The following is a 17,988-nucleotide window of genomic DNA, read 5'->3' on the forward strand; positions in this document are numbered from 1 at the left end:
CCGTGACAACCTCGTCGAGACTGTTGCGCTCCGTGCTCGCGCTGTCCCTGCTGGGCACGGCCACGCTCGGCCAGAGCGAGCAGGAATTCGGTGCCAATGCCGATCTGAGCACGGCACCTCGGGTAACCATCGACCGCCCGAAACCGGTCTTCATGCTGATTGAGCGCGACAAGCGCATCCATGGCCTGAAGCCCTTCCAGGATCTGGTCGACAAAGCCGAACCCGGGTCTGTACTGAAACCGCCGCCCGGGGTCTATGCCGGGCCGGTGACCATAGACAAGCCGCTGACCATTGAAGGTGGGGGACAGGTCACCATCGATGCCGGTGACAAGGGTACGGTCATGGTGCTGAACGCGAGCAATTCGGTCCTGCGCGGCGTACGGCTGACCGGTTCGGGTGACTCGCACGATACCGACGACTCCTGTCTCGATGTGCGCGGTCATGACAATTTGATCGAGGATGTCGTCGTCGATAACTGCCTCTTCGGTATCGATCTCAAACAGGTTAGCAACAGCACGGTGCGCCGCAACAAGATCAGTTCGAAGGACCTCGAACTGGGTGTGCGTGGTGATGGCCTGCGGTTGTGGTACAGCCATGACAATCTGATCGAGGGTAATGAAATCGTCGATTCGCGTGACATGGTCGCCTGGTATTCGCACCGCAACCGCTTCATCGACAATCTAGGGCGACGCAGCCGTTACTCGATCCACTTCATGTTTGCCAACGAAAACGTTGTCGACGGCAACCGCTTCTACGACAACGCTGTCGGTGTCTATTTCATGTACACCGAAGGCGGTGCTGCAACCAACAACATCATTTCGCATGCCACCGGCGCCACCGGCATGGGCATTGGCTTCAAGGAAGCCTCTGGCACGCTGATCGAGAACAACGAAATCATCTACTGCGGCATCGGTATCGGTTCCGATCTGTCGCCATTCCAGCCCGACAGCACCATCGAAGTGCGTAACAACCGTCTGGCCTACAACGGCATTGCCATTCAGTTCAACAGCGAGACCGGCGGCAACAACATGCGCGGCAACCTGTTCGAAGGTAACCTGACCCAGGTCAGCTATGGCGGGCGTAGCGAAGACTCGTCAAAGAATTTCTGGGAAGGCAATTTCTGGGACGACTATCAGGGGTTTGACCGTAACGGTGATGGCATTGGCGACAACGTCCATGAGCTTTATTCCTACGCCGACCGAATCTGGATCGAATTACCGATGGCGCGCTTCTTCCGCAGTTCACCGGTGCTCGAATTGCTCGACTTCCTTGAACGCTTGGCGCCGTTTTCGGCGCCTGACCTGATCCTGCGCGACGAGCAGCCGGTGTTTCACAAGCCAGAACGGAAGGCCTTGTCATGAGCGGCGAAGACAGTAGGTCCGCTGCGCGCAAGCCAGCGATGTCCATCGAAAAGGCGCAGAAAGCGCGGCGCAAATTTTTGCAATCGCTCGGCCTCACCGTCGGTATCGTTGGCGCCTCGCTACTCGGCTACATTCCGGTCAGCAGTGCCCGGGCGTCGTTGCTGCGTCCGCCCGGCGCACTCGACGAGGCCGATTTGCTGGCCTCGTGCATCAAGTGTGGGCAGTGCGTGCAGGTGTGTCCGGTCCAGGCAATCAAACTTGGCGACATCACCGACGGTTTCGGTCTCGGCGTTCCCTACATCGCCGCGCGTGACCAGGCCTGCGATTTTTCCTGCGATGCGGTCCAATGCATCCTGGCCTGCCCGACCGGTGCGTTGACTTACGAGAAGCCTGACTTTCTCGGTGTTCGTAACGGTGCCCCATTGGCCCATGCGCCCATCCTCAAGGCCAAGGCAAATGATCCGGAACCCAGTCTCAATCTCAAGGAACGCTTCGGTCTGGCCCGCCTGGCCAGACCGGAATCCTGTCTGGCGGTGCAGGGCAAGGGTTTCAAGGGGCAGGCACGCGGTCCCGGTTTCAAGGGCGAAATGCGCTACGTCGACGTCGATCGCTGGGCGCCGATCCCGGTGCGGGATCATCCTTACGAGCGCGAGATCTGCGATCTTTGTGTTACTGAATGTCCGATCGCCGATGCCATCTCGCTGCAGGCGACCGGCGACGGGCGTTTCATCCCGATGGTGCACGAACAATGCGTTGGCTGCGGCGTCTGCGAGATGATCTGCCCGGTCGAGACGGCGGCCATCGTCGTTGATGCGCAGGCCGTCTGGAAGGGAGGTGCGTGATGGGACGCCCACTTGATCTGATCAAGGGGATGCTCGGCGCAGCCCCGAAAAAGCCGGAGAAAGTCTCCGAAAAGGTGCAGAAGATCATGTTCCTCAAGTACGAGGACAAGGATCGCTACATCAAGGAAAAGCTGCACGCGCGCGCGCACCACGAGACCAGCCACAAATGGCGTAACCGCCGCTGGGCGGTGCTGATCGCCACCAACCTGCTGTTCGTCTTCAGCTTCTGGCTTGACATCCAGATTCTCGAAGGGGCGCTGACCGCGTCGCGTTTCGTCGGCTTCCACCTGATCGACCTGAACTCGGCGCTGCACGTGATGCTCGCCCACAAGCACATCATCGTGAACCTGTTCATCGGTACCTTCACGGTTTTCCTGCTGTGGGTGCTGCTCGGCGGGCGCAGTTTCTGTTCCTGGGTCTGCCCCTACCACCTGCTTGCCGAATGGACCGAGAAGCTGCATTTGTGGCTGGTCGAGCGCAAGATCGTCACCGACCATGAATTCCACCGCGGGACACGCACGGTATTCTGGCTGCTGTTCGCGCTGCTGTCGGTGGTGACCGGGTATACCATTTTCGAGACGCTGTCCCCGACCGGCATTTTGTCGCGGGCGCTGATCTATGGGCCGGGGCTGGCGCTGGGCTGGGTGTTCCTGCTGCTGCTGTTCGAAATCTTCTGGTCGCGCCGCGCCTGGTGCCGCTATGTCTGTCCGATCGGACTGACCTATGGTGCGGTCGGCGTAATCTCGCCGCTGCAGATCACCTACCACGTCGAACACTGTTTCCATGAAGGTGACTGCCGCAAGGTCTGCCTGGTGCCGCACGTCCTCGACGTCACGATCAAGGGCCGGGCCGCCGAGGAAACGCTCGGCCTAGGTCCGGACTGCACGCGCTGTGGTTATTGCGTCGATATCTGCCCGACCGGCGCGTTGCGTTACGAGGTCAAGGGGCTGTCGAAACTCTTGTGATTTTTGATCCAGATTCAAAGTGAACCGCCAGTGCCCAGCCTAGAATCCAAGCCATGATCCAGTTCAAGAAACTCAGCAAGTCCTTCCGCCGCGCCAGCGTTCTCAACGGTATCGATCTCGACATCGGCATCGGCGAGCGCGTTGCGCTGATCGGCTCGAACGGCGCCGGCAAGACCACGCTGATCCGCTGTCTGCTCGGCGAGTACGACCACCAGGGCGAGGTCCGCATCGACGGCCTCGATCCGCGCAGTAACCGTACTGCGGTGCTTGGCCGGATCGGTTTCGTGCCGCAGTTGCCGCCACCGTTGAAAATGCCGGTTGGCCAGCTGATCGATTTTTCGGCGGCCCTGTGCCATACCGATCCGGCGCGTATCCATGCGATCGGCAAGCGGCTAGGGCTTGACGTCGATGGGATTCTGTCCAGGCAGTTCGTGCGTCTTTCCGGTGGCATGAAGCAGAAGCTGCTGATCGCCATCGCGCTCGGCCGCGATGCCCGCCTGCTGATCATGGACGAACCGGCCGCCAATCTTGATCCGGAAGCGCGCAAAATTTTCTTCGACCTGCTGGCCGAGCGTCTGGAGGATGCGACGATGATCATTTCCAGCCACCGCCTCGACGAGGTTTCGTCGCTGGTCAACCGCGTCATCGAGATGGACATGGGCAAGGTCGTTATCGACGCCCAGGTCGCCGACGATGCAACGCTGACCGACAGGCTGCTCTGCCGCATCGTGCTGAAGCGCTTCGAGCCGGCCTTTGCCAAGGCGGTCGAGGGCTGGCAACTGGTTCCCGACGCCGGGCAACTGGTCTGGCAGGGGGGTATCGCGGGGCCGGACCGCCTGCGCTTCCTCGGCATCGTGTCGCGCTATACCGCGCTGGTCGCCGACCTGTCGCTGCGTGAGGGTTGATATGTGTGCGCCGTCAATTGACCGCGAACAGCGACGGAGCTTCATCCTCCGCTCAGCGGCCGGGGGGCTGTTGTTGAGCCCCCTTGCCGCACTGCTTGCCGCTTGTGGCAGGAAAGGCGGCTGGCCCGAAGGCATGGCCGAGATCAAGTGGGATCGTGATACCTGCGTGCGCTGCAATATGGTCATCTCCGACCGCCGTTTCGCGGCGCAGACTCGAGGCGGTCCGAAGGATACGGTATTCAAGTTCGACGATGTCGGCTGCCTGATCTTCTGGCTGAGGGAGCAGGCCGACAAGTATCCCTGGCTGGCCGATGCCGCCACCCGCCATTGGGTGGCCGACTACGACAGCAAGAGCCGTGAGGAGATGCGCTGGCTCGACCCGAAGCGCGCCTACTTCGTTTCACGGACTTCGCCGATGGGTTACAACTTTGCCGCCGTTGCTGCGCCGCTGGCGGGGGCCCTGGATTTCACCGATACCCGCCAGCATGTTCTGGCCAAGGGCAAATAACATGAATCAACTGTGGCTGACCGCCAAACTCGACATTGTCGAATCCCTGCGTGCGCGCTGGTTCCAGATCTACACCCTGGTTTTCGGGGGCATCGTCGCGCTGCTGTTCGTTTTCGGACTGACCGAGTCACGCGTACTCGGTTTCATCGGCCTGTCGCGTCTGCTGGTGACCTATATCCAGCTGACCATGGCGATCCTGCCGATCTTCGTTCTGATCACCACCGTCCGTTCGGTTGCCGGCGACCGCGAGGCCGGTGTCTTCGAATACCTGCTGTCGTTGCCGGTCGCCTTGCAGGCCTGGTTCTGGGGCAAGTTCCTCGGCCGTTACCTGGTTGTCTTCGCGCCGGTTTTCCTGGCGATGTTCGGTGCGGTCATCTGGGCGAGCATCGTGGACATCGAAGTGCCGTGGAACATGTTCGCCTACTACACCGGCCTGTTGGCGGCGATGGCGCTGTGCTTCCTCGGCATCGGCATGCTCATCTCGGCATTCGCCCGTACCACCGACATGGCGCAGGGTGCGGCCTTCATGATCTGGCTGGTGCTGTTGTTATTCCTCGATCTGATCCTGCTTGGCGTGATGATCCAGGGGCGGGTAGACCCTGAGCTTGCGGTCACGCTGGCACTGGTCAATCCGTTACAGGTGTTCCGCACCGCCGCGTTGGCGATGTTCGACCCGCAACTGATCGTGCTTGGTCCTTCGGCCTACGTTATCCTCGATCTGTTCGGTACCGATGGCTTCCGTCTGTTTGCCCTGGCTTATCCAGCGCTCCTCGGCCTCGGCTCGGCGGCACTGGGCTACTTCCTGTTCCGTCGGGGAGACCTGCTGTGAGAGTCTGCCAGCTGCTCTGCATACTGTTCGCCGTGCTCGGACTGGGCTTTTCGGCTGCCGCTGGCGCTACTGACAGTGCCCAGCTGTTTGCAGCGACGCTGACTGGCGTCGACGGCCAACCAGTCAATCTCGATAAATTCCGCGGCAAGCCGCTGATCGTCAATTTCTGGGCCCGCTGGTGCCCCCCTTGCCGCAAGGAAATCCCCGAACTGGTCAAGCTCCAGAGCGAGTTCGGCGGGCGCGGCCTGACCGTGCTCGGCATTGCCGTCGAGGAGGACCCGGCCGCCGTCAAGGAGTTTGCTACGGCCTACGACGTCAATTACCCGCTCGTTGTCGACAAGAAAAAGGCCATCTGGCTGATGCAGACGCTGGGCAACGGTAGCACCGGGCTGCCGTTCACACTGCTGCTCGACAGCCAAGGCAATATCGTCCAGCGCAAAATGGGGCTGTTCACCCGCCAGGATTTTGATGCCGCCATTCCGTTGCTACTGAAGTGATGGCTGGCGGAACGCCCGAATAGTCGGTCTCGGATCATGATCGAAAACTTCTTTCTGCCGCTGGTGTTGGCCTTCATCATGTTTTCGCTTGGCCTATCGCTGCGCGTGAGCGATTTTCGCAGCGCGCTCGCTAATTGGCGCGGTGTTGCTTTCGGTATGTTCGGCCAAGTCGTATTGGTGCCGTTGTCTGCTGTGCTGGTTGGGATCAGCCTTCAGCTTTCGGAAACCATGCTGCTCGGCCTGATGATCATCGCCGCCTGCCCTGGAGGCGTCAGTTCGGCCTTTTTGACTCATTTGGCGCGTGGAAATACTGCTTTGTCATTGGTTCTGACCGTCGGGAGCAGTCTGCTTGCGTTGCTTACGCTGCCTTTTGTCGTCAATGCGGTGCTCGGTTTACAGGGAGTCCCGGCTGGCGGTGTTCATGTGAGTGCGGGTGATCTGCCTTTGGGCAAGCTGTTCGCCGGCCTGTTGCTGGTGACAACGCTACCGATCATGCTTGGGATGGTGCTACGCCTCAAGCTCCAGTTGATCGGTGAGCGAGCTGAACGTGTCGTCAGCCGGGTCGCTACTGGTTTCTTTGTGGGCATTGTCATGATTACCTTTATGGCCCACCGCGATACGATCATCAGCGGCTTGCCCGAGGTTGGCAGCGCGACTGTGCTGCTCAACGTTCTGACTATGCTCGGCGGTTTTTCGATTGCCTGGGCTGCCCAGTTGCAGCGTCGCGACAGCATTGCCATTGCGATGGAATGTGGCCTCCAGAATGCCGGCCTAGGCATCTTTGTCGCGCTTACGTTGTTTCAGCAACCAGCGCTTGCGGTACCCAGCGTTGTCTACGCGTTGACGATGAATTTTGGCGCTGTTGTTTTCCTCTACATCATGCGCAGCCGCCGGGAATTATGCAGGGTGCTGTCTTAGCTGGCCATTGAAATGCGTTCGACACTGAGCAAGATGCTGTGGAAAAGCCGATGATCAGCACCGTTCGCCGCCGTCTGCTGTTCGCCAGCGGTTTGCTATCGTTGTATCGCCCGCTGCGCGCTGCGGTACGTCAGGTTGTTGTGGTCGGTGGTGGCTGGGGTGGTCTGGCTGCCGCTGCGCAACTACGCCAACAGGCGCCAGATATCGGGGTCACGTTGGTCGACCGGCACGCTGCCTTTCATTCTTTCGCCCTCGGCAATCGCTGGCTGGTCGATCACGGCCAGGCACCGGCACCGATGCGGCGCGATTATGCCGCTGTCGCGGCAGCGCGCGGCTACCGCTTCGTTCAGGCGGAAGCCATCGGGATCGACCGCAGCGGGCAGCGCCTGATGACCTCGGCCGGTGCGTTGCCCTACGACTGGCTGGTGCTGTCGCCGGGCATCCGCGAGGATTATTCTGCCTGGCAGCTGAGCGATCCTGCTGCGGCCGATCTGCTGAAAAAGCGATTTTCCGGCGCTATGGTGCATGCGGGTGACTTGCCGGCGCTGAAAGCGCGCTTGCAGGCTTTTACTGGTGGCGATCTGCTGCTGAACATTCCACCATTGCCCTATCGTTGCCCACCGGCGCCTTACGAACGAGCACTGCTGCTTGCCTGGTGGCTGAAGACGCAGCGGATTCCCGGGCGCTTGATCATTGTCGATCCGAATCCGTTGATGCCGGTTTTTCGTCATGCACTGCTCGAACGTTTCCGCGACCAAGTGACCTATCTAGATCATGCGCGGGTGCGCAGTGTCGATCCCGAGCGGGGCACGCTGAGCACGGATATCGACGACATCCGTTTCGACATGGCGCTGCTCAGTCCGCCGCAACAGGCCGCCGGTCTGCTCTGGCCGGCCGGGCTGATCCGCGCCGACGGCAATACCGGCGCGCCCGATGGCTGGGCGGCACAGAACGCGCTTGACCTGCGCAGTCCTGGCGACGAACGGATTTTCATCATTGGCGATGCTGCCGGGGTAGTTTCGCCGTTGTTCGGTCATTATCCGAAGACTGGCCATGTCGCTAGCCGGATGGGGGCCATCGTCGCCGGGCAGATCGCTGGACAGCGCGCGCCGATGTTGCCGGAAGGCGTCTGTCACCTGCTGTCCGGGGTTGATCCGGATGCCGGGACGCGGATCGAAACGTCCTACCGCCTGCGCAGCGATGGTTTCTTGCTGCAGGAGGTCCGGCAGGTCAGCCGGCAGAACCCGGTGGGTGAAGATGTGGCCTGGGCCGCCGGCCAGTACGCGGGTTTTCTCTAACGCTCAGTGGCGCGCCCAGGTCGAGGTTCGGCCGTTGGGCATGACCAGCAGGGTTTCGTAGAATTCCCGGCGGATGCGCGGGGCCGCCGTTTCCATATCAAGCACGGTGCAGGCGGTCTGGCAAATCGGGCTGGAGTATTCGCGGCCCGGTGCGCCGAGCGGCAGCCCGGGAACGGCGAGACCTAGTGCTTTTGGCTTCTCGCTCAGCAATTCCTTGATCTGCTCGGCGTGCACATGACCTTCGATGAAATAGCCGGCAATGCTGGCGCTGGGCACGGCTTCGAGTTCCTTCGGTACCTTCAGCTTGCGTTTGACCGCGTCCATCTCGTCGGTCTGCGTGACCTGGACGGTGAAGCCGTGCTGGCGCAGGTGTTCCGCCCAGTCGATGCAGGCGAGGCAGACCTTGGGCATGTAGACTGCAATCGGTGGCAGTTCGGCTGCTCCGGCGTGGCTTGCGGCGAGGAGCAGCAGAGCGTGGGCGAGTTGCTTCAGCATGGCTTGCCTGCCTTGCAGCCCTTGAGCACCCACAGGGAGATAACGCCCGCTGCTTCGTCGGCCTTGACCTTGCGTGCCATCGACGTCGGGTCGCGGCCATTGTCGGTAGTCGCCAGCGGGTCGGCGCCGGCTTCGAGCAGCACGCGGGCGTGCGTCGCGCGGCTGGCATAGGCGGCCATGTGCAGCGGCGTGGCGCCTTCGCCGTCCCGGGCGTTGATGTTGGCGCCAGCGGCGATCAGCGCCCGCAGAGCGCTGATGTCAGGGTTCATGGCTGCCAGATGAATGGCTTGCGAGCCATGGGCGGTGCGCAGGTCGCGTGCACCAGGATCAGCCGCTAGGGCGCGGCGAACATCTTCGCCACTCCCCTGGCGAGCGACGTTGTGGATGGTCAGGTCAGCTGAAATTGCGGGAAGGATCTTCAGACAAGCCAATAGAAAAACAATCAGGAAGCGCATGATGGCCTCGCAAAAACGGGAACGATGCGATTATTGCCGTGCGCGCATCGATGATCTTTGATCCATACGATATTTATGATCAGTTTCAGCTTGGCAATATTGCATGTCAAACAGTCAGGCTTTAATCGCGTGGCAGGATGGTTGGCTGTGGGCCACGGTGAGGCTCAATTGATGGAGAAATATTCATGCCTACGAATGCTGTTGTACGCGCACGCATCGATTAATACATCAAATACATAGTGATGGCCGATGGTTCAGAGAGGCTGATTTTCCGTACTGGGCCAGAAAGACCAGGAAGAAGAACACCGTTCCCCCATAGAAGATGTTCCTGGCCATTGATTTGGTGAATACCCCGCTCATGAAATGACTCCTTGTTATTGAGGTGGAGCGATTCCCGTTTTAACGCGGTGTCGGAAACCATGATGCGTATCAAAGGGGGCGGGCACCTTCGGGCTAGTTCCAAATGACTACGCCGCCTACCGTTTTTTATCTCCCGTATACCGGCGAATGGCGAATGGGCTGCGGACGCCCAAGTTCTTAACCTTCACCCAACGGAAAAAACCGGAGGGAGAGACAAGAACATGACAAGCAGAAAAATGCAGCAATTGTCCGTACTGACCATGAGCACGCTGGCGTTCACCGTCTGCTTCATGGTTTGGATGATCTTTGCCGTGATCGGCATCCCGATCAAGGAACAACTGGGCCTCAACGAAACCCAGTTCGGCATCCTCGCGGCCATGCCGGTGTTGACCGGCTCGCTGATCCGCTTGCCGCTGGGCATGATGACCGACCGCTTTGGCGGTCGGCCGGTGTTCTTCGGCATCATGATGAGTACGGTACTGCCCATCTATCTGATCGGCCAGGCCACCGAATACTGGCAGTTGCTGGTCGCCGGCCTGTTCGTCGGCATCGCCGGCGGTTCCTTCTCGGTCGGCATCGCCTACTGCGCGCGCTGGTTCGAGAAGCAGAACCAGGGTTTCGCCATGGGCGTGTTCGGTGCCGGCAACGCCGGCGCAGCGCTGACCAAGCTGCTCGCCCCGTCGATCGTCGTCGCCTACGGCTGGACCATGGTGCCGACGGTCTTTGCCGTGATGATGCTGGTCACGGCACTGGCCTTCTTCGTGTTCACCTACAGCGATCCGGCACACCGGGTCAGTTCGACGGTGACCGTCGCGCAACAGTTGCGCGCGCTGAAGGATCCGAACGTCTGGAAGATCTGCCAGTACTACTCGATCGTCTTCGGCGGCTATGTCGCGCTGGCGCTGTGGATGACCAAATACTACGTTCAGGAATACGGTTTCGACCTGACCAGCGCGGCCTTCCTGGCCGCCTGTTTCTCCCTGCCCGGCGGCGTGCTGCGCGCGCTCGGTGGCTGGTTTTCGGACAAGTTCGGCGCCCACAAGGTGACCTGGTGGGTGCTCTGGGTGTGCTGGATCTGCCTGTTCATCCTGTCCTACCCGCAGACCGAATTCACGGTGAAGACGGTTACTGGGCCGCAGACCTACGAAATCCATCTCAACGAATACGTGTTCACCGCGCTGCTGTTCGTCGTCGGTGTCGCCATGGCGGTCGGCAAGGCTTCGGTGTTCAAGTACATCTCCGACGACTACCCGAAGAACATCGGCGTCATCTCCGGCATCGTCGGCCTGGCCGGCGGCCTGGGCGGCTTCCTGCTGCCGATCATGTTCGGCGCCCTGGTTGACCTGACCGGTGTGCGCTCCTCCTGCTTCATGTTGCTGTACGGCGTCGTCTGGGTCTCGCTGATCTGGATGTACTGGACCGAGGTGCGTGATGCCGATTTGGTCCGTGGCCGCCCTGCGCGCGTCGGTGCCGACAACCTTGAATGATCAGAACGGGGAGTTTCAATGAACAAGCAAAAATCCGCCCGCCCGCAGCTCACCAGTTCGGTCGACATCGTCGACTGGCGGCCCGAGGACGAGAATTTCTGGCAGACCACCGGTCGCCGCATCGCCAACCGCAACCTGTGGATCTCGATTCCCAGCCTGCTCTGCGGCTTCGCCATCTGGTTGATGTGGGGGATCATCACCGTGCAGATGGCCAATGCCGGCTTTCCGTTCTCGCCGGACGAGCTATTCACCATTGCCGCCATTTCCGGGCTGTCCGGTGCCACCTTGCGCATTCCCGCGTCCTTCTTCATCCGTATCTGCGGTGGTCGCAACACCGTCTGGCTGACCACCGCGCTGTTGATGATTCCGGCCATCGGCACCGGTCTGGCGCTGCAGGACAAGAGCACGCCGCTGTGGGTCTTCCAGTTGATGGCGCTGCTGTCCGGGATCGGCGGCGGCAACTTCGCCTGCTCGATGTCCAACATCAGCACCTTTTTTCCCAAGCGTCAGCAGGGAACGGCGCTCGGGCTCAACGCCGGTCTCGGCAATTTCGGCGTGACCACCATGCAGTTGCTGATTCCGGCGGTGATGACCGTCGGCCTGTTCGGCGCGCTGGGCGGTGAGGCAATTCCGCTGGTCAAGGATTCGGCGACGCTGATCGGCAAGATCGCCGCCGGCACGCCGACCTGGATCCAGAACGCCGGTTTCGTCTGGCTGCTGTTGCTGGTACCGCTGGCCGTCGTCGGCTGGTTCGGCATGAACAACCTGCTCACCGTCTCACCGGCAATCGGCTCGACCGCCGCCGCGCTCGGCCGGGTCGTCGTCTTCTACGGCCTGGCGCTGGTTGTCTCCGGTCTCGGCCTCTACCTCTACCTGCCGGCACCGAGCGGCCTCGGCCTGCTCAACATGTGGGCGGTGGTGGTCCTGGTCATTGTCGCCACGTTGTTCGCCATGAAGGCGCTGGCCACCGGCGAGATGAAGGCCAACCTGGGCAAGCAGTTCGCCATTTTCGGCAACAAGCACACCTGGTCGATGACCGCCCTCTATGTCGTCACCTTTGGCTCCTTCATCGGCTTCTCGATGGCGCTGCCGTTGTCGATCACGGTCATCTTCGGCAACACCCATGTCTTCGATCCGGCGACCCAGGCCTGGGTTCATGCGCGCAACCCGAATGCACCGTCGGCGCTGATGTACGCCTGGATCGGTCCCTTCGTCGGCGCGCTGATCCGTCCGCTCGGTGGCTGGATTTCCGACAAGCTCGGCGGTTCCATCGTCACCCAGGTGATCTCGCTGGTGCTCGTCGTCGCCTCGGCCGCCACCGGCTACGTCATGCACCTGGCCTACCAGTCGGCGACGCCGGAAGACTACTTCTTCCTGTTCATGGGCCTGTTCATCGTCCTCTTCGCCGCCTCCGGCATCGGCAACGGCTCGACCTTCCGTACCGTCGGCTTCGTCTTCGACCAGGATCAGCGCGGGCCGGTGCTCGGCTGGACTTCGGCAGTCGGTGCCTACGGTTCCTTCATCGCGCCGGTGGTCATCGGTGGCCAGATCAAGGCCGGCACCCCGGAAAACGCGATGTACGGCTTTGCCATCTTCTACGCCATCTGCGTCGTCATCAACTGGTGGTTCTACCTGCGCAAGAACGCCTACATCCACAACCCCTGAGCCGTCTCATCACCATCACCGCATTCTGCAATCAACCCCGCGGCCTGGGGCAGGTCGCCAAACGAGGAGCACAACATGAGTCATTTTCTTGACCGCCTGAAATTTCTGAGCAAGGTCCAGAGCACCTTTGCCAAGGGCCACGGCGTCGTCACCAACGAAGATCGCCAGTGGGAGGATGCCTATCGCAACCGCTGGCGGCACGACAAGGTCGTCCGCTCGACCCACGGCGTCAATTGCACCGGCGGTTGCTCGTGGAAGATCTTCGTCAAGAACGGCCTGGTTGCCTTCGAAATGCAGCAGACCGATTACCCGCGCACCCGCGAGGACCTGCCCAACCACGAACCGCGCGGTTGCCAGCGCGGCGCCTCGTTCTCCTGGTACCTGTACTCGCCGCACCGGATCAAGCACCCGATGATCCGTGGTCGCCTGCTCGACCTGTACCGCGCCGAACGGGCCAAGGGCCTTGACCCGGTCGAAGCCTGGGAAGCCATCCAGAACGACCCGCAGAAACGCATCAAGTATGTCGGCGTGCGCGGCCTGGGCGGCTTTGTCCGCGCCGGCTGGGAGGAAATGAAGGAGATCATCGCCGCCGCCAACATCTACACCATCAAGAAATGGGGCCCGGACCGCATCTACGGGTTCTCGCCGATTCCGGCGATGTCGATGATTTCCTATGCCGCCGGCTCGCGCTATCTGTCGCTGATCGGTGGCGCCTGCGGTTCGTTCTACGACTGGTACTGCGATCTGCCGGCCGCCTCGCCGCAGACCTGGGGCGAGCAGACCGACGTGCCGGAAGCCGCCGACTGGTACAACTCGACCTACCTGATCATCACCGGCGCTAACCTGCCGATGACGCGCACGCCGGATGCCCACTTCGCCACCGAAGTCCGCTACAAGGGCGCCAAGATCGTCTCGATGGCGCCGGACTACGCCGAGTACGTGAAGTTCGCCGACCTGTGGATGCCGGTCCGCCAGGGCACCGACACGGCGGCTTTCCTGGCCATGGGCCATGTCGCGCTCAAGGAATACTTCATCGACCGCCAGGACGCCTATTTCCTGGAATACGCCCGCAAGTACACCGACATGCCGATGCAGGTGATGCTGCGCCGGCATGGCGAAAACTGGGTGTCCGACCGCAACCTGCGCGCCTCCGACTTCGTCGATAACCTGGGCGAAGCGAACAACCCCGAGTGGAAGACCGTGGTCTTCGACAGCAAGCACCAATCCTTCGTCGTTCCCAACGGTTCGATCGGTTTCCGCTGGGGCGAGGACGGCAAGTGGAACCTGCTCGAACAGGCGGCCGGTGGCGAGATCGAAGCCGAACTCAGCTGCATCGAGCGCCGTGACGGCGTGGTCAGTGTCGGCTTCCCGCATTTCGAAAATGGCGAATCGACGCTGATCCTGCGCCATGTCCCGGTCCGCATCGTCAAGCTGGCCAATGGCGAGGAAGCCCTGGTGACCAGCGTGTTCGACCTGCAGATCGCCCAGTACGGGATCGATCGCGGCCTGGGTGGCGGCAACGTCGCGCAATCCTACGACGATGCCGATGTCGCCTACACCCCGGCCTGGGCGGCCAAGGTGACCGGCGTCAAGGCCGCCGACATCGAACGTACCGGTCGCGAGTTTGCCGAGAACGCATCGAAGACTCGCGGCAAGTCGATGGTCATCATGGGCGCGGCGATCAACCACTGGTACCACAATGACATGACCTACCGGTCGATCATGAACCTGTTGCACATGTGCGGTTGCGTCGGCCAGACCGGCGGCGGCTGGGCGCATTACGTCGGCCAGGAAAAGCTGCGCCCGCAGGCCGGCTGGGCGCCGATCGCCTTCGCCACCGACTGGCAACGGCCGCCACGGCATCAGAACTCGACCTCGTACTGGTATTTCCACACCGACCAGTGGCGTTACGAAACGGTCGATGCCGACGCCTTGCTGTCGCCGGCCGGCAAGAACAAATACAAGGGTTACACGCTCGCCGACTACAACGTCGACGCGGTGCGCATGGGCTGGTTGCCGGGGGCGCCGCATTTCAACCGCAATCCGCTCGACCTCGTCGCTGAAGCCGAGAAGAAGGGTGCGACCGACGAGGCCGGCATCGCCAAACATGTGGTCGAAGAACTCAAGAGCGGCAAGCTCGATGTTGCCTTCGCCGACCCGGACAACCCGGTCAACTGGCCGCGCAACCTGTTCGTCTGGCGCGCCAACCTGATCGGCACCTCGGCCAAGGGCCATGAGTACTTCCTCAAGCACCTGCTCGGCGCCCAGAACGGCGTGATGCAGGAGGGCACTCACGGCGCCGCCTGCAGCCAGGTCAATTACCTGGAAGACGGCCCGGTCGGCAAGCTCGACCTGATGGTGGACATCAACTTCCGCCTCAATTCCACCGGTGCCTACTCCGACATCATCCTGCCGACGGCCACCTGGTACGAGAAGAACGACCTCAACACCACCGACATGCACCCCTTCATCCACCCGCTGGGCGAAGCCGTGACGCCGGGCTGGGAATCGAAGTCGGACTGGCAGATCTTCAAGGCGATTGCCGAGACCTTCTCCACACTCGCCGAAAAACATCTGGGCAAGAAGCGCGATCTGGTCGCGCTGCCGATGCAGCACGACTCGCCGATGGAGCTGGCGCAGCCCTTCGGCCAGGTCAAGAACTGGAAGCGCGGCGAGTGCGAGCCGATCCCGGGAAAGACCATGGCCGCGCTGCGCCTGGTCGAGCGCGACTACGGCCAGACCTACAACAAGTACATCGCGCTCGGCCCCTTGATGACCAAGCTCGGCAACAACGTCAAGGGCATCGACTGGAACACCGAGCAGGAATACAAGGAACTCGCCGTCCTCAACAAGACCGTCCAGGTCGATGGCGTGTCCAAGGGCATGCCGTCGCTGGAAGAGGACATCTACGTCTGCGACTCGGTGATGCGCATGGCGCCGGAGACCAACGGCGAGGTCGCGCACAAGTCGTGGTCGGCGCTGTCGAAGAAGACCGGCCTCGATCACCATCACCTGTACGCCGGTCGCCATGAGGACAAGATCACCTTCCGCGACATCGTCGCCCAGCCGCGCAAAATCATCACCGCGCCGACCTGGTCGGGGATCGAGTCGGAAACGGTGTCCTATACCGCCGGCTACACCAACATCCACGAGCACATCCCGTTCCGCACGCTGACTGGCCGCGCCCACTTCTACCAGGATCACGAGTGGTTCCTCGACTTTGGCGAAGGTTTCTGCGTGTTCAAGCCACCGGTCGACCTGAAGGCCCATGAAATCGTCCCCGACAGTGTGCGCCGCAAGCCGCACCTGACGCTGTCGTGGATCACGCCGCACTCGAAGTGGGGCATCCACTCCAGCTATCAGGACAACCTGCGCATGCTGACGCTGTTCCGCGGCGGCCCCTACATCTGGATCGCCGAGGACGATGCCAGGCAGATCGGCCTGGCCGACAACGACTGGGTCGAGGCAATCAACGCCAACGGCGCGACGATGGCCCGGGCGGTGGTGTCGCAGCGTGTCCCGCGCGGCATGGCGCTGATGTACCACGCCCAGGAGAAGAACGTGAACGTGCCGGGTTCGCCGTCGTCCGGCAAGCGTGGCGGCATCCTCAACTCGGTTACCCGCGTCGTCGTCAAGCCGACCAACATGGTCGGCGGCTACGCCCAGCTCGCCTATGGCTTCAACTACTACGGCACGGTCGGCTGCAACCGCGACGAGCAGGTGGTGCTGCACAAGGTCGAGGACCGCGATATCGACTGGCTGGAACGTCCGCTGACCCCGGAACGCGAAGCCCAGCGCAATCCGGTCGGTGTCGGCAGCAAGTAATCGCGAACGCAATCTAGGAGATCAACATGAAAATTCGCGCACAATTCGCGATGGTATTCAACCTCGACAAGTGCATCGGCTGCCATACCTGCTCGGTGACCTGCAAGAACGTCTGGTCCAACCGCAAGGGCATCGAATACGCCTGGTTCAACAACGTCGAATCCAAGCCCGGCATCGGCTACCCGAAGAACTGGGAGGACCAGGACAAGTGGCAGGGCGGCTGGACCAAGCTCAACGGCAAGCTCGAGCTCAAGGCCGGCGGCAAGTTGAAGAAGATCGTCCAGATCTTCGCCAACCCCAACATGCCCGAGATCGACGATTACTACGAGCCTTTCACCTACGACTACGCCCGTCTGCAGAACGCACCGCTGTCGGAAGCCGCGCCGACGGCGCGGCCGGTGTCGCAGATCACCGGCGAGAAGATGGACAAGATCACTTGGGGCCCCAATTGGGAAGACGACCTCGCCGGTGAATTCGAGAAGCGCTCGAAGGACAGCAATTTCTCGAACATGGAAAAGGAGATGTACAAGCAGTTCGAGAACACCTTCCATCTCTACCTGCCGCGCATCTGCAACCATTGCATCAACCCGGCCTGCGTCGCCTCGTGCCCGTCCGGGGCAATGTACAAGCGCGAGGAGGACGGCATCGTCGTTGCCGACCAGGATCGTTGCCGCGGCTGGCGCATGTGCATCTCGGGCTGCCCGTACAAGAAGGTCTTCTTCAACTGGGAATCGTCGAAAGCCGAGAAGTGCATCGGCTGCTACCCGCGCATCGAATCGGGTCTGCCGACCGTCTGCTCGGAATCCTGCGTCGGTCGCATCCGCTACAACGGCATCATCCTCTACGACGCCGACAAGATGCTTGATGCCGCCAGTACCGACAACGAGCAGGATCTGTACAAGGCCCACCTCGACCTGTTCGTCGATCCCAACGACCCGAAGATCATCGAGCAGGCGCTGGCCGACGGCGTGCCCCAGTCGTGGATCGACGCCGCCCAGAAGTCGCCGATCTACAAGATGGCCGTCGAATGGAAGATCGCCTTCCCGCTGCATCCGGAATTCCGCACGCTGCCGATGATCTGGTACGTGCCGCCGCTGTCCCCGGTGCAGTCGCAGATCGACCAGAAGAACCTGCCGACCGAAGCCGACGGCGTCATTCCCAAGGCCTCGGCGATGCGCCTGCCGGTCAAGTATCTGGCCAACCTGCTGACCGCCGGCAAGGAGGAATACATCGTCTCGGCACTCAACCGCCTGATCGCCATGCGTTCCTACATGCGCTCGGTCAATGTCGAAGGCACGCCGGACATCCGCCCGCTGACTGCCGCCGGCATTGACGAAGAGACGGCAAAGTCCATGTACCGCTATCTGGCGATTGCCAATTACGAGGACCGTTTCGTCATTCCGACCTCGCACCAGGAAATCTCGCTCGACGATTACCACGGCTTCCAGGGGCAGAACGGCTTCAGCTTCGGCAACGACTCGGCCAACGGCCAGTCGCCGTTTGCGCTCTTCCCGGAACGCCGGACCGAGAGCATGGAACCCCGCGAGCCAGCGCCGCTGGCCGCCAAGAAGAAGTGAG

15 protein-coding genes and 1 pseudogene are annotated in these 17,988 nt (G+C 61.5%); 13 read left to right on the top strand and 3 right to left on the bottom strand.

Annotated features, from left to right (window positions below):
- Positions 1–2 precede the first annotated feature (2 nt).
- From nosD to AADV58_RS03750, 9 genes are all read left to right on the top strand, one after another.
- Positions 3–1,361 (top strand): nitrous oxide reductase family maturation protein NosD, encoded by a 1,359-nt coding sequence (nosD, locus tag AADV58_RS03710; protein WP_028994797.1) that lies wholly within the window; start codon positions 3–5, stop codon positions 1,359–1,361.
- A gap of 38 nt (positions 1,362–1,399) precedes the next feature.
- A complete protein-coding gene (locus AADV58_RS03715; RefSeq protein ID WP_245580528.1) occupies positions 1,400–2,203 on the top strand; it encodes a 4Fe-4S dicluster domain-containing protein in 804 nt (267 codons plus the stop codon).
- Entirely contained in the window at positions 2,203–3,168 is a 966-nt protein-coding gene (locus AADV58_RS03720; protein ID WP_028994799.1) for a NapH/MauN family ferredoxin-type protein, read from the top strand. Before AADV58_RS03715 ends, AADV58_RS03720 begins: the two co-directional genes overlap by 1 nt.
- 53 nt (positions 3,169–3,221) lie before the next feature.
- The gene (locus AADV58_RS03725; RefSeq protein ID WP_028994800.1) at positions 3,222–4,073 is read left to right on the top strand and encodes an ABC transporter ATP-binding protein; all 852 of its coding nucleotides are present in this window, start codon (positions 3,222–3,224) and stop codon (positions 4,071–4,073) included.
- A gap of 73 nt (positions 4,074–4,146) precedes the next feature.
- Positions 4,147–4,581 (top strand): nitrous oxide reductase accessory protein NosL, encoded by a 435-nt coding sequence (locus tag AADV58_RS03730; RefSeq protein WP_245580529.1) that lies wholly within the window; start codon positions 4,147–4,149, stop codon positions 4,579–4,581.
- A 1-nt stretch (position 4,582) separates the two neighbouring features.
- Complete coding sequence (locus AADV58_RS03735; protein ID WP_028994802.1) at positions 4,583–5,410, top strand: ABC transporter permease; 828 nt, start codon at positions 4,583–4,585, stop codon at positions 5,408–5,410.
- Positions 5,407–5,907, top strand: coding sequence for a TlpA family protein disulfide reductase (locus AADV58_RS03740; protein ID WP_245580530.1), 501 nt, complete (start codon positions 5,407–5,409; stop codon positions 5,905–5,907). Before AADV58_RS03735 ends, AADV58_RS03740 begins: the two co-directional genes overlap by 4 nt.
- Positions 5,908–5,943: 36 nt before the next feature.
- Positions 5,944–6,825 carry a bile acid:sodium symporter family protein gene (locus AADV58_RS03745; RefSeq protein WP_341744120.1) on the top strand — a complete coding sequence of 294 codons (882 nt, stop codon included), beginning with the start codon at positions 5,944–5,946 and terminating at the stop codon, positions 6,823–6,825.
- 50 nt (positions 6,826–6,875) lie between these two features.
- Positions 6,876–8,123, top strand: a complete 1,248-nt coding sequence (locus AADV58_RS03750; RefSeq protein WP_281982017.1) for an FAD-dependent oxidoreductase — start codon at positions 6,876–6,878, stop codon at positions 8,121–8,123.
- A gap of 3 nt (positions 8,124–8,126) precedes the next feature.
- On the opposite strand, the gene AADV58_RS03755 is transcribed toward AADV58_RS03750, so the two are convergent.
- From AADV58_RS03755 to AADV58_RS03765, 3 genes and pseudogenes are all read right to left on the bottom strand, one after another.
- On the bottom strand, positions 8,127–8,618 hold the full coding sequence (locus AADV58_RS03755; protein WP_028994805.1) for a DUF411 domain-containing protein: 492 nt from the start codon (positions 8,616–8,618) through the stop codon (positions 8,127–8,129).
- Positions 8,612–9,073, bottom strand: coding sequence for an ankyrin repeat domain-containing protein (locus AADV58_RS03760; RefSeq protein WP_028994806.1), 462 nt, complete (start codon positions 9,071–9,073; stop codon positions 8,612–8,614). Before AADV58_RS03760 ends, AADV58_RS03755 begins: the two co-directional genes overlap by 7 nt.
- 279 nt (positions 9,074–9,352) lie before the next feature.
- Positions 9,353–9,433: pseudogene (locus AADV58_RS03765) on the bottom strand (cytochrome c); the annotation flags it as partial.
- A 221-nt stretch (positions 9,434–9,654) separates the two neighbouring features.
- Here AADV58_RS03765 and AADV58_RS03770 point away from each other — a divergent pair.
- The 4 genes from AADV58_RS03770 (at position 9,655) to narH (ending at position 17,987) form a co-directional block, all read left to right on the top strand.
- Entirely contained in the window at positions 9,655–10,920 is a 1,266-nt protein-coding gene (locus tag AADV58_RS03770; RefSeq protein ID WP_028994807.1) for an MFS transporter, read from the top strand.
- A gap of 18 nt (positions 10,921–10,938) precedes the next feature.
- A complete protein-coding gene (locus AADV58_RS03775; protein WP_051295349.1) occupies positions 10,939–12,585 on the top strand; it encodes an antiporter in 1,647 nt (548 codons plus the stop codon).
- Between the two features lie 75 nt (positions 12,586–12,660).
- Complete coding sequence (locus tag AADV58_RS03780; RefSeq protein WP_281982022.1) at positions 12,661–16,410, top strand: nitrate reductase subunit alpha; 3,750 nt, start codon at positions 12,661–12,663, stop codon at positions 16,408–16,410.
- A 26-nt stretch (positions 16,411–16,436) separates the two neighbouring features.
- On the top strand, positions 16,437–17,987 hold the full coding sequence (gene narH, locus AADV58_RS03785) for a nitrate reductase subunit beta (RefSeq protein WP_281982024.1): 1,551 nt from the start codon (positions 16,437–16,439) through the stop codon (positions 17,985–17,987).
- Position 17,988: the final 1 nt, after the last annotated feature.

It is taken from the genome of Azonexus hydrophilus (assembly GCF_038368255.1).
GTDB classification, from domain to species: Bacteria; Pseudomonadota; Gammaproteobacteria; order Burkholderiales; family Rhodocyclaceae; genus Azonexus; species Azonexus hydrophilus.

What these genes read in the sequence shown, in the direction of transcription:
- AADV58_RS03720 (WP_028994799.1), top strand. Translation starts at nt 2,203, where the DNA reads ATGGGACGCCCACTTGATCTGATCAAGGGGATGCTCGGCGCAGCCCCG.
- AADV58_RS03715 (WP_245580528.1), top strand. Translation starts at nt 1,400, where the DNA reads ATGTCCATCGAAAAGGCGCAGAAAGCGCGGCGCAAATTTTTGCAATCG.
- AADV58_RS03735 (WP_028994802.1), top strand. Translation starts at nt 4,583, where the DNA reads ATGAATCAACTGTGGCTGACCGCCAAACTCGACATTGTCGAATCCCTG.
- narH (WP_281982024.1), top strand. Translation starts at nt 16,437, where the DNA reads ATGAAAATTCGCGCACAATTCGCGATGGTATTCAACCTCGACAAGTGC.
- AADV58_RS03745 (WP_341744120.1), top strand. Translation starts at nt 5,944, where the DNA reads ATGATCGAAAACTTCTTTCTGCCGCTGGTGTTGGCCTTCATCATGTTT.
- AADV58_RS03750 (WP_281982017.1), top strand. Translation starts at nt 6,876, where the DNA reads ATGATCAGCACCGTTCGCCGCCGTCTGCTGTTCGCCAGCGGTTTGCTA.
- AADV58_RS03780 (WP_281982022.1), top strand. Translation starts at nt 12,661, where the DNA reads ATGAGTCATTTTCTTGACCGCCTGAAATTTCTGAGCAAGGTCCAGAGC.
- AADV58_RS03725 (WP_028994800.1), top strand. Translation starts at nt 3,222, where the DNA reads ATGATCCAGTTCAAGAAACTCAGCAAGTCCTTCCGCCGCGCCAGCGTT.
- AADV58_RS03755 (WP_028994805.1), bottom strand. Translation starts at nt 8,618, where the DNA reads ATGCTGAAGCAACTCGCCCACGCTCTGCTGCTCCTCGCCGCAAGCCAC.
- AADV58_RS03770 (WP_028994807.1), top strand. Translation starts at nt 9,655, where the DNA reads ATGACAAGCAGAAAAATGCAGCAATTGTCCGTACTGACCATGAGCACG.
- AADV58_RS03775 (WP_051295349.1), top strand. Translation starts at nt 10,939, where the DNA reads ATGAACAAGCAAAAATCCGCCCGCCCGCAGCTCACCAGTTCGGTCGAC.
- AADV58_RS03760 (WP_028994806.1), bottom strand. Translation starts at nt 9,073, where the DNA reads ATGCGCTTCCTGATTGTTTTTCTATTGGCTTGTCTGAAGATCCTTCCC.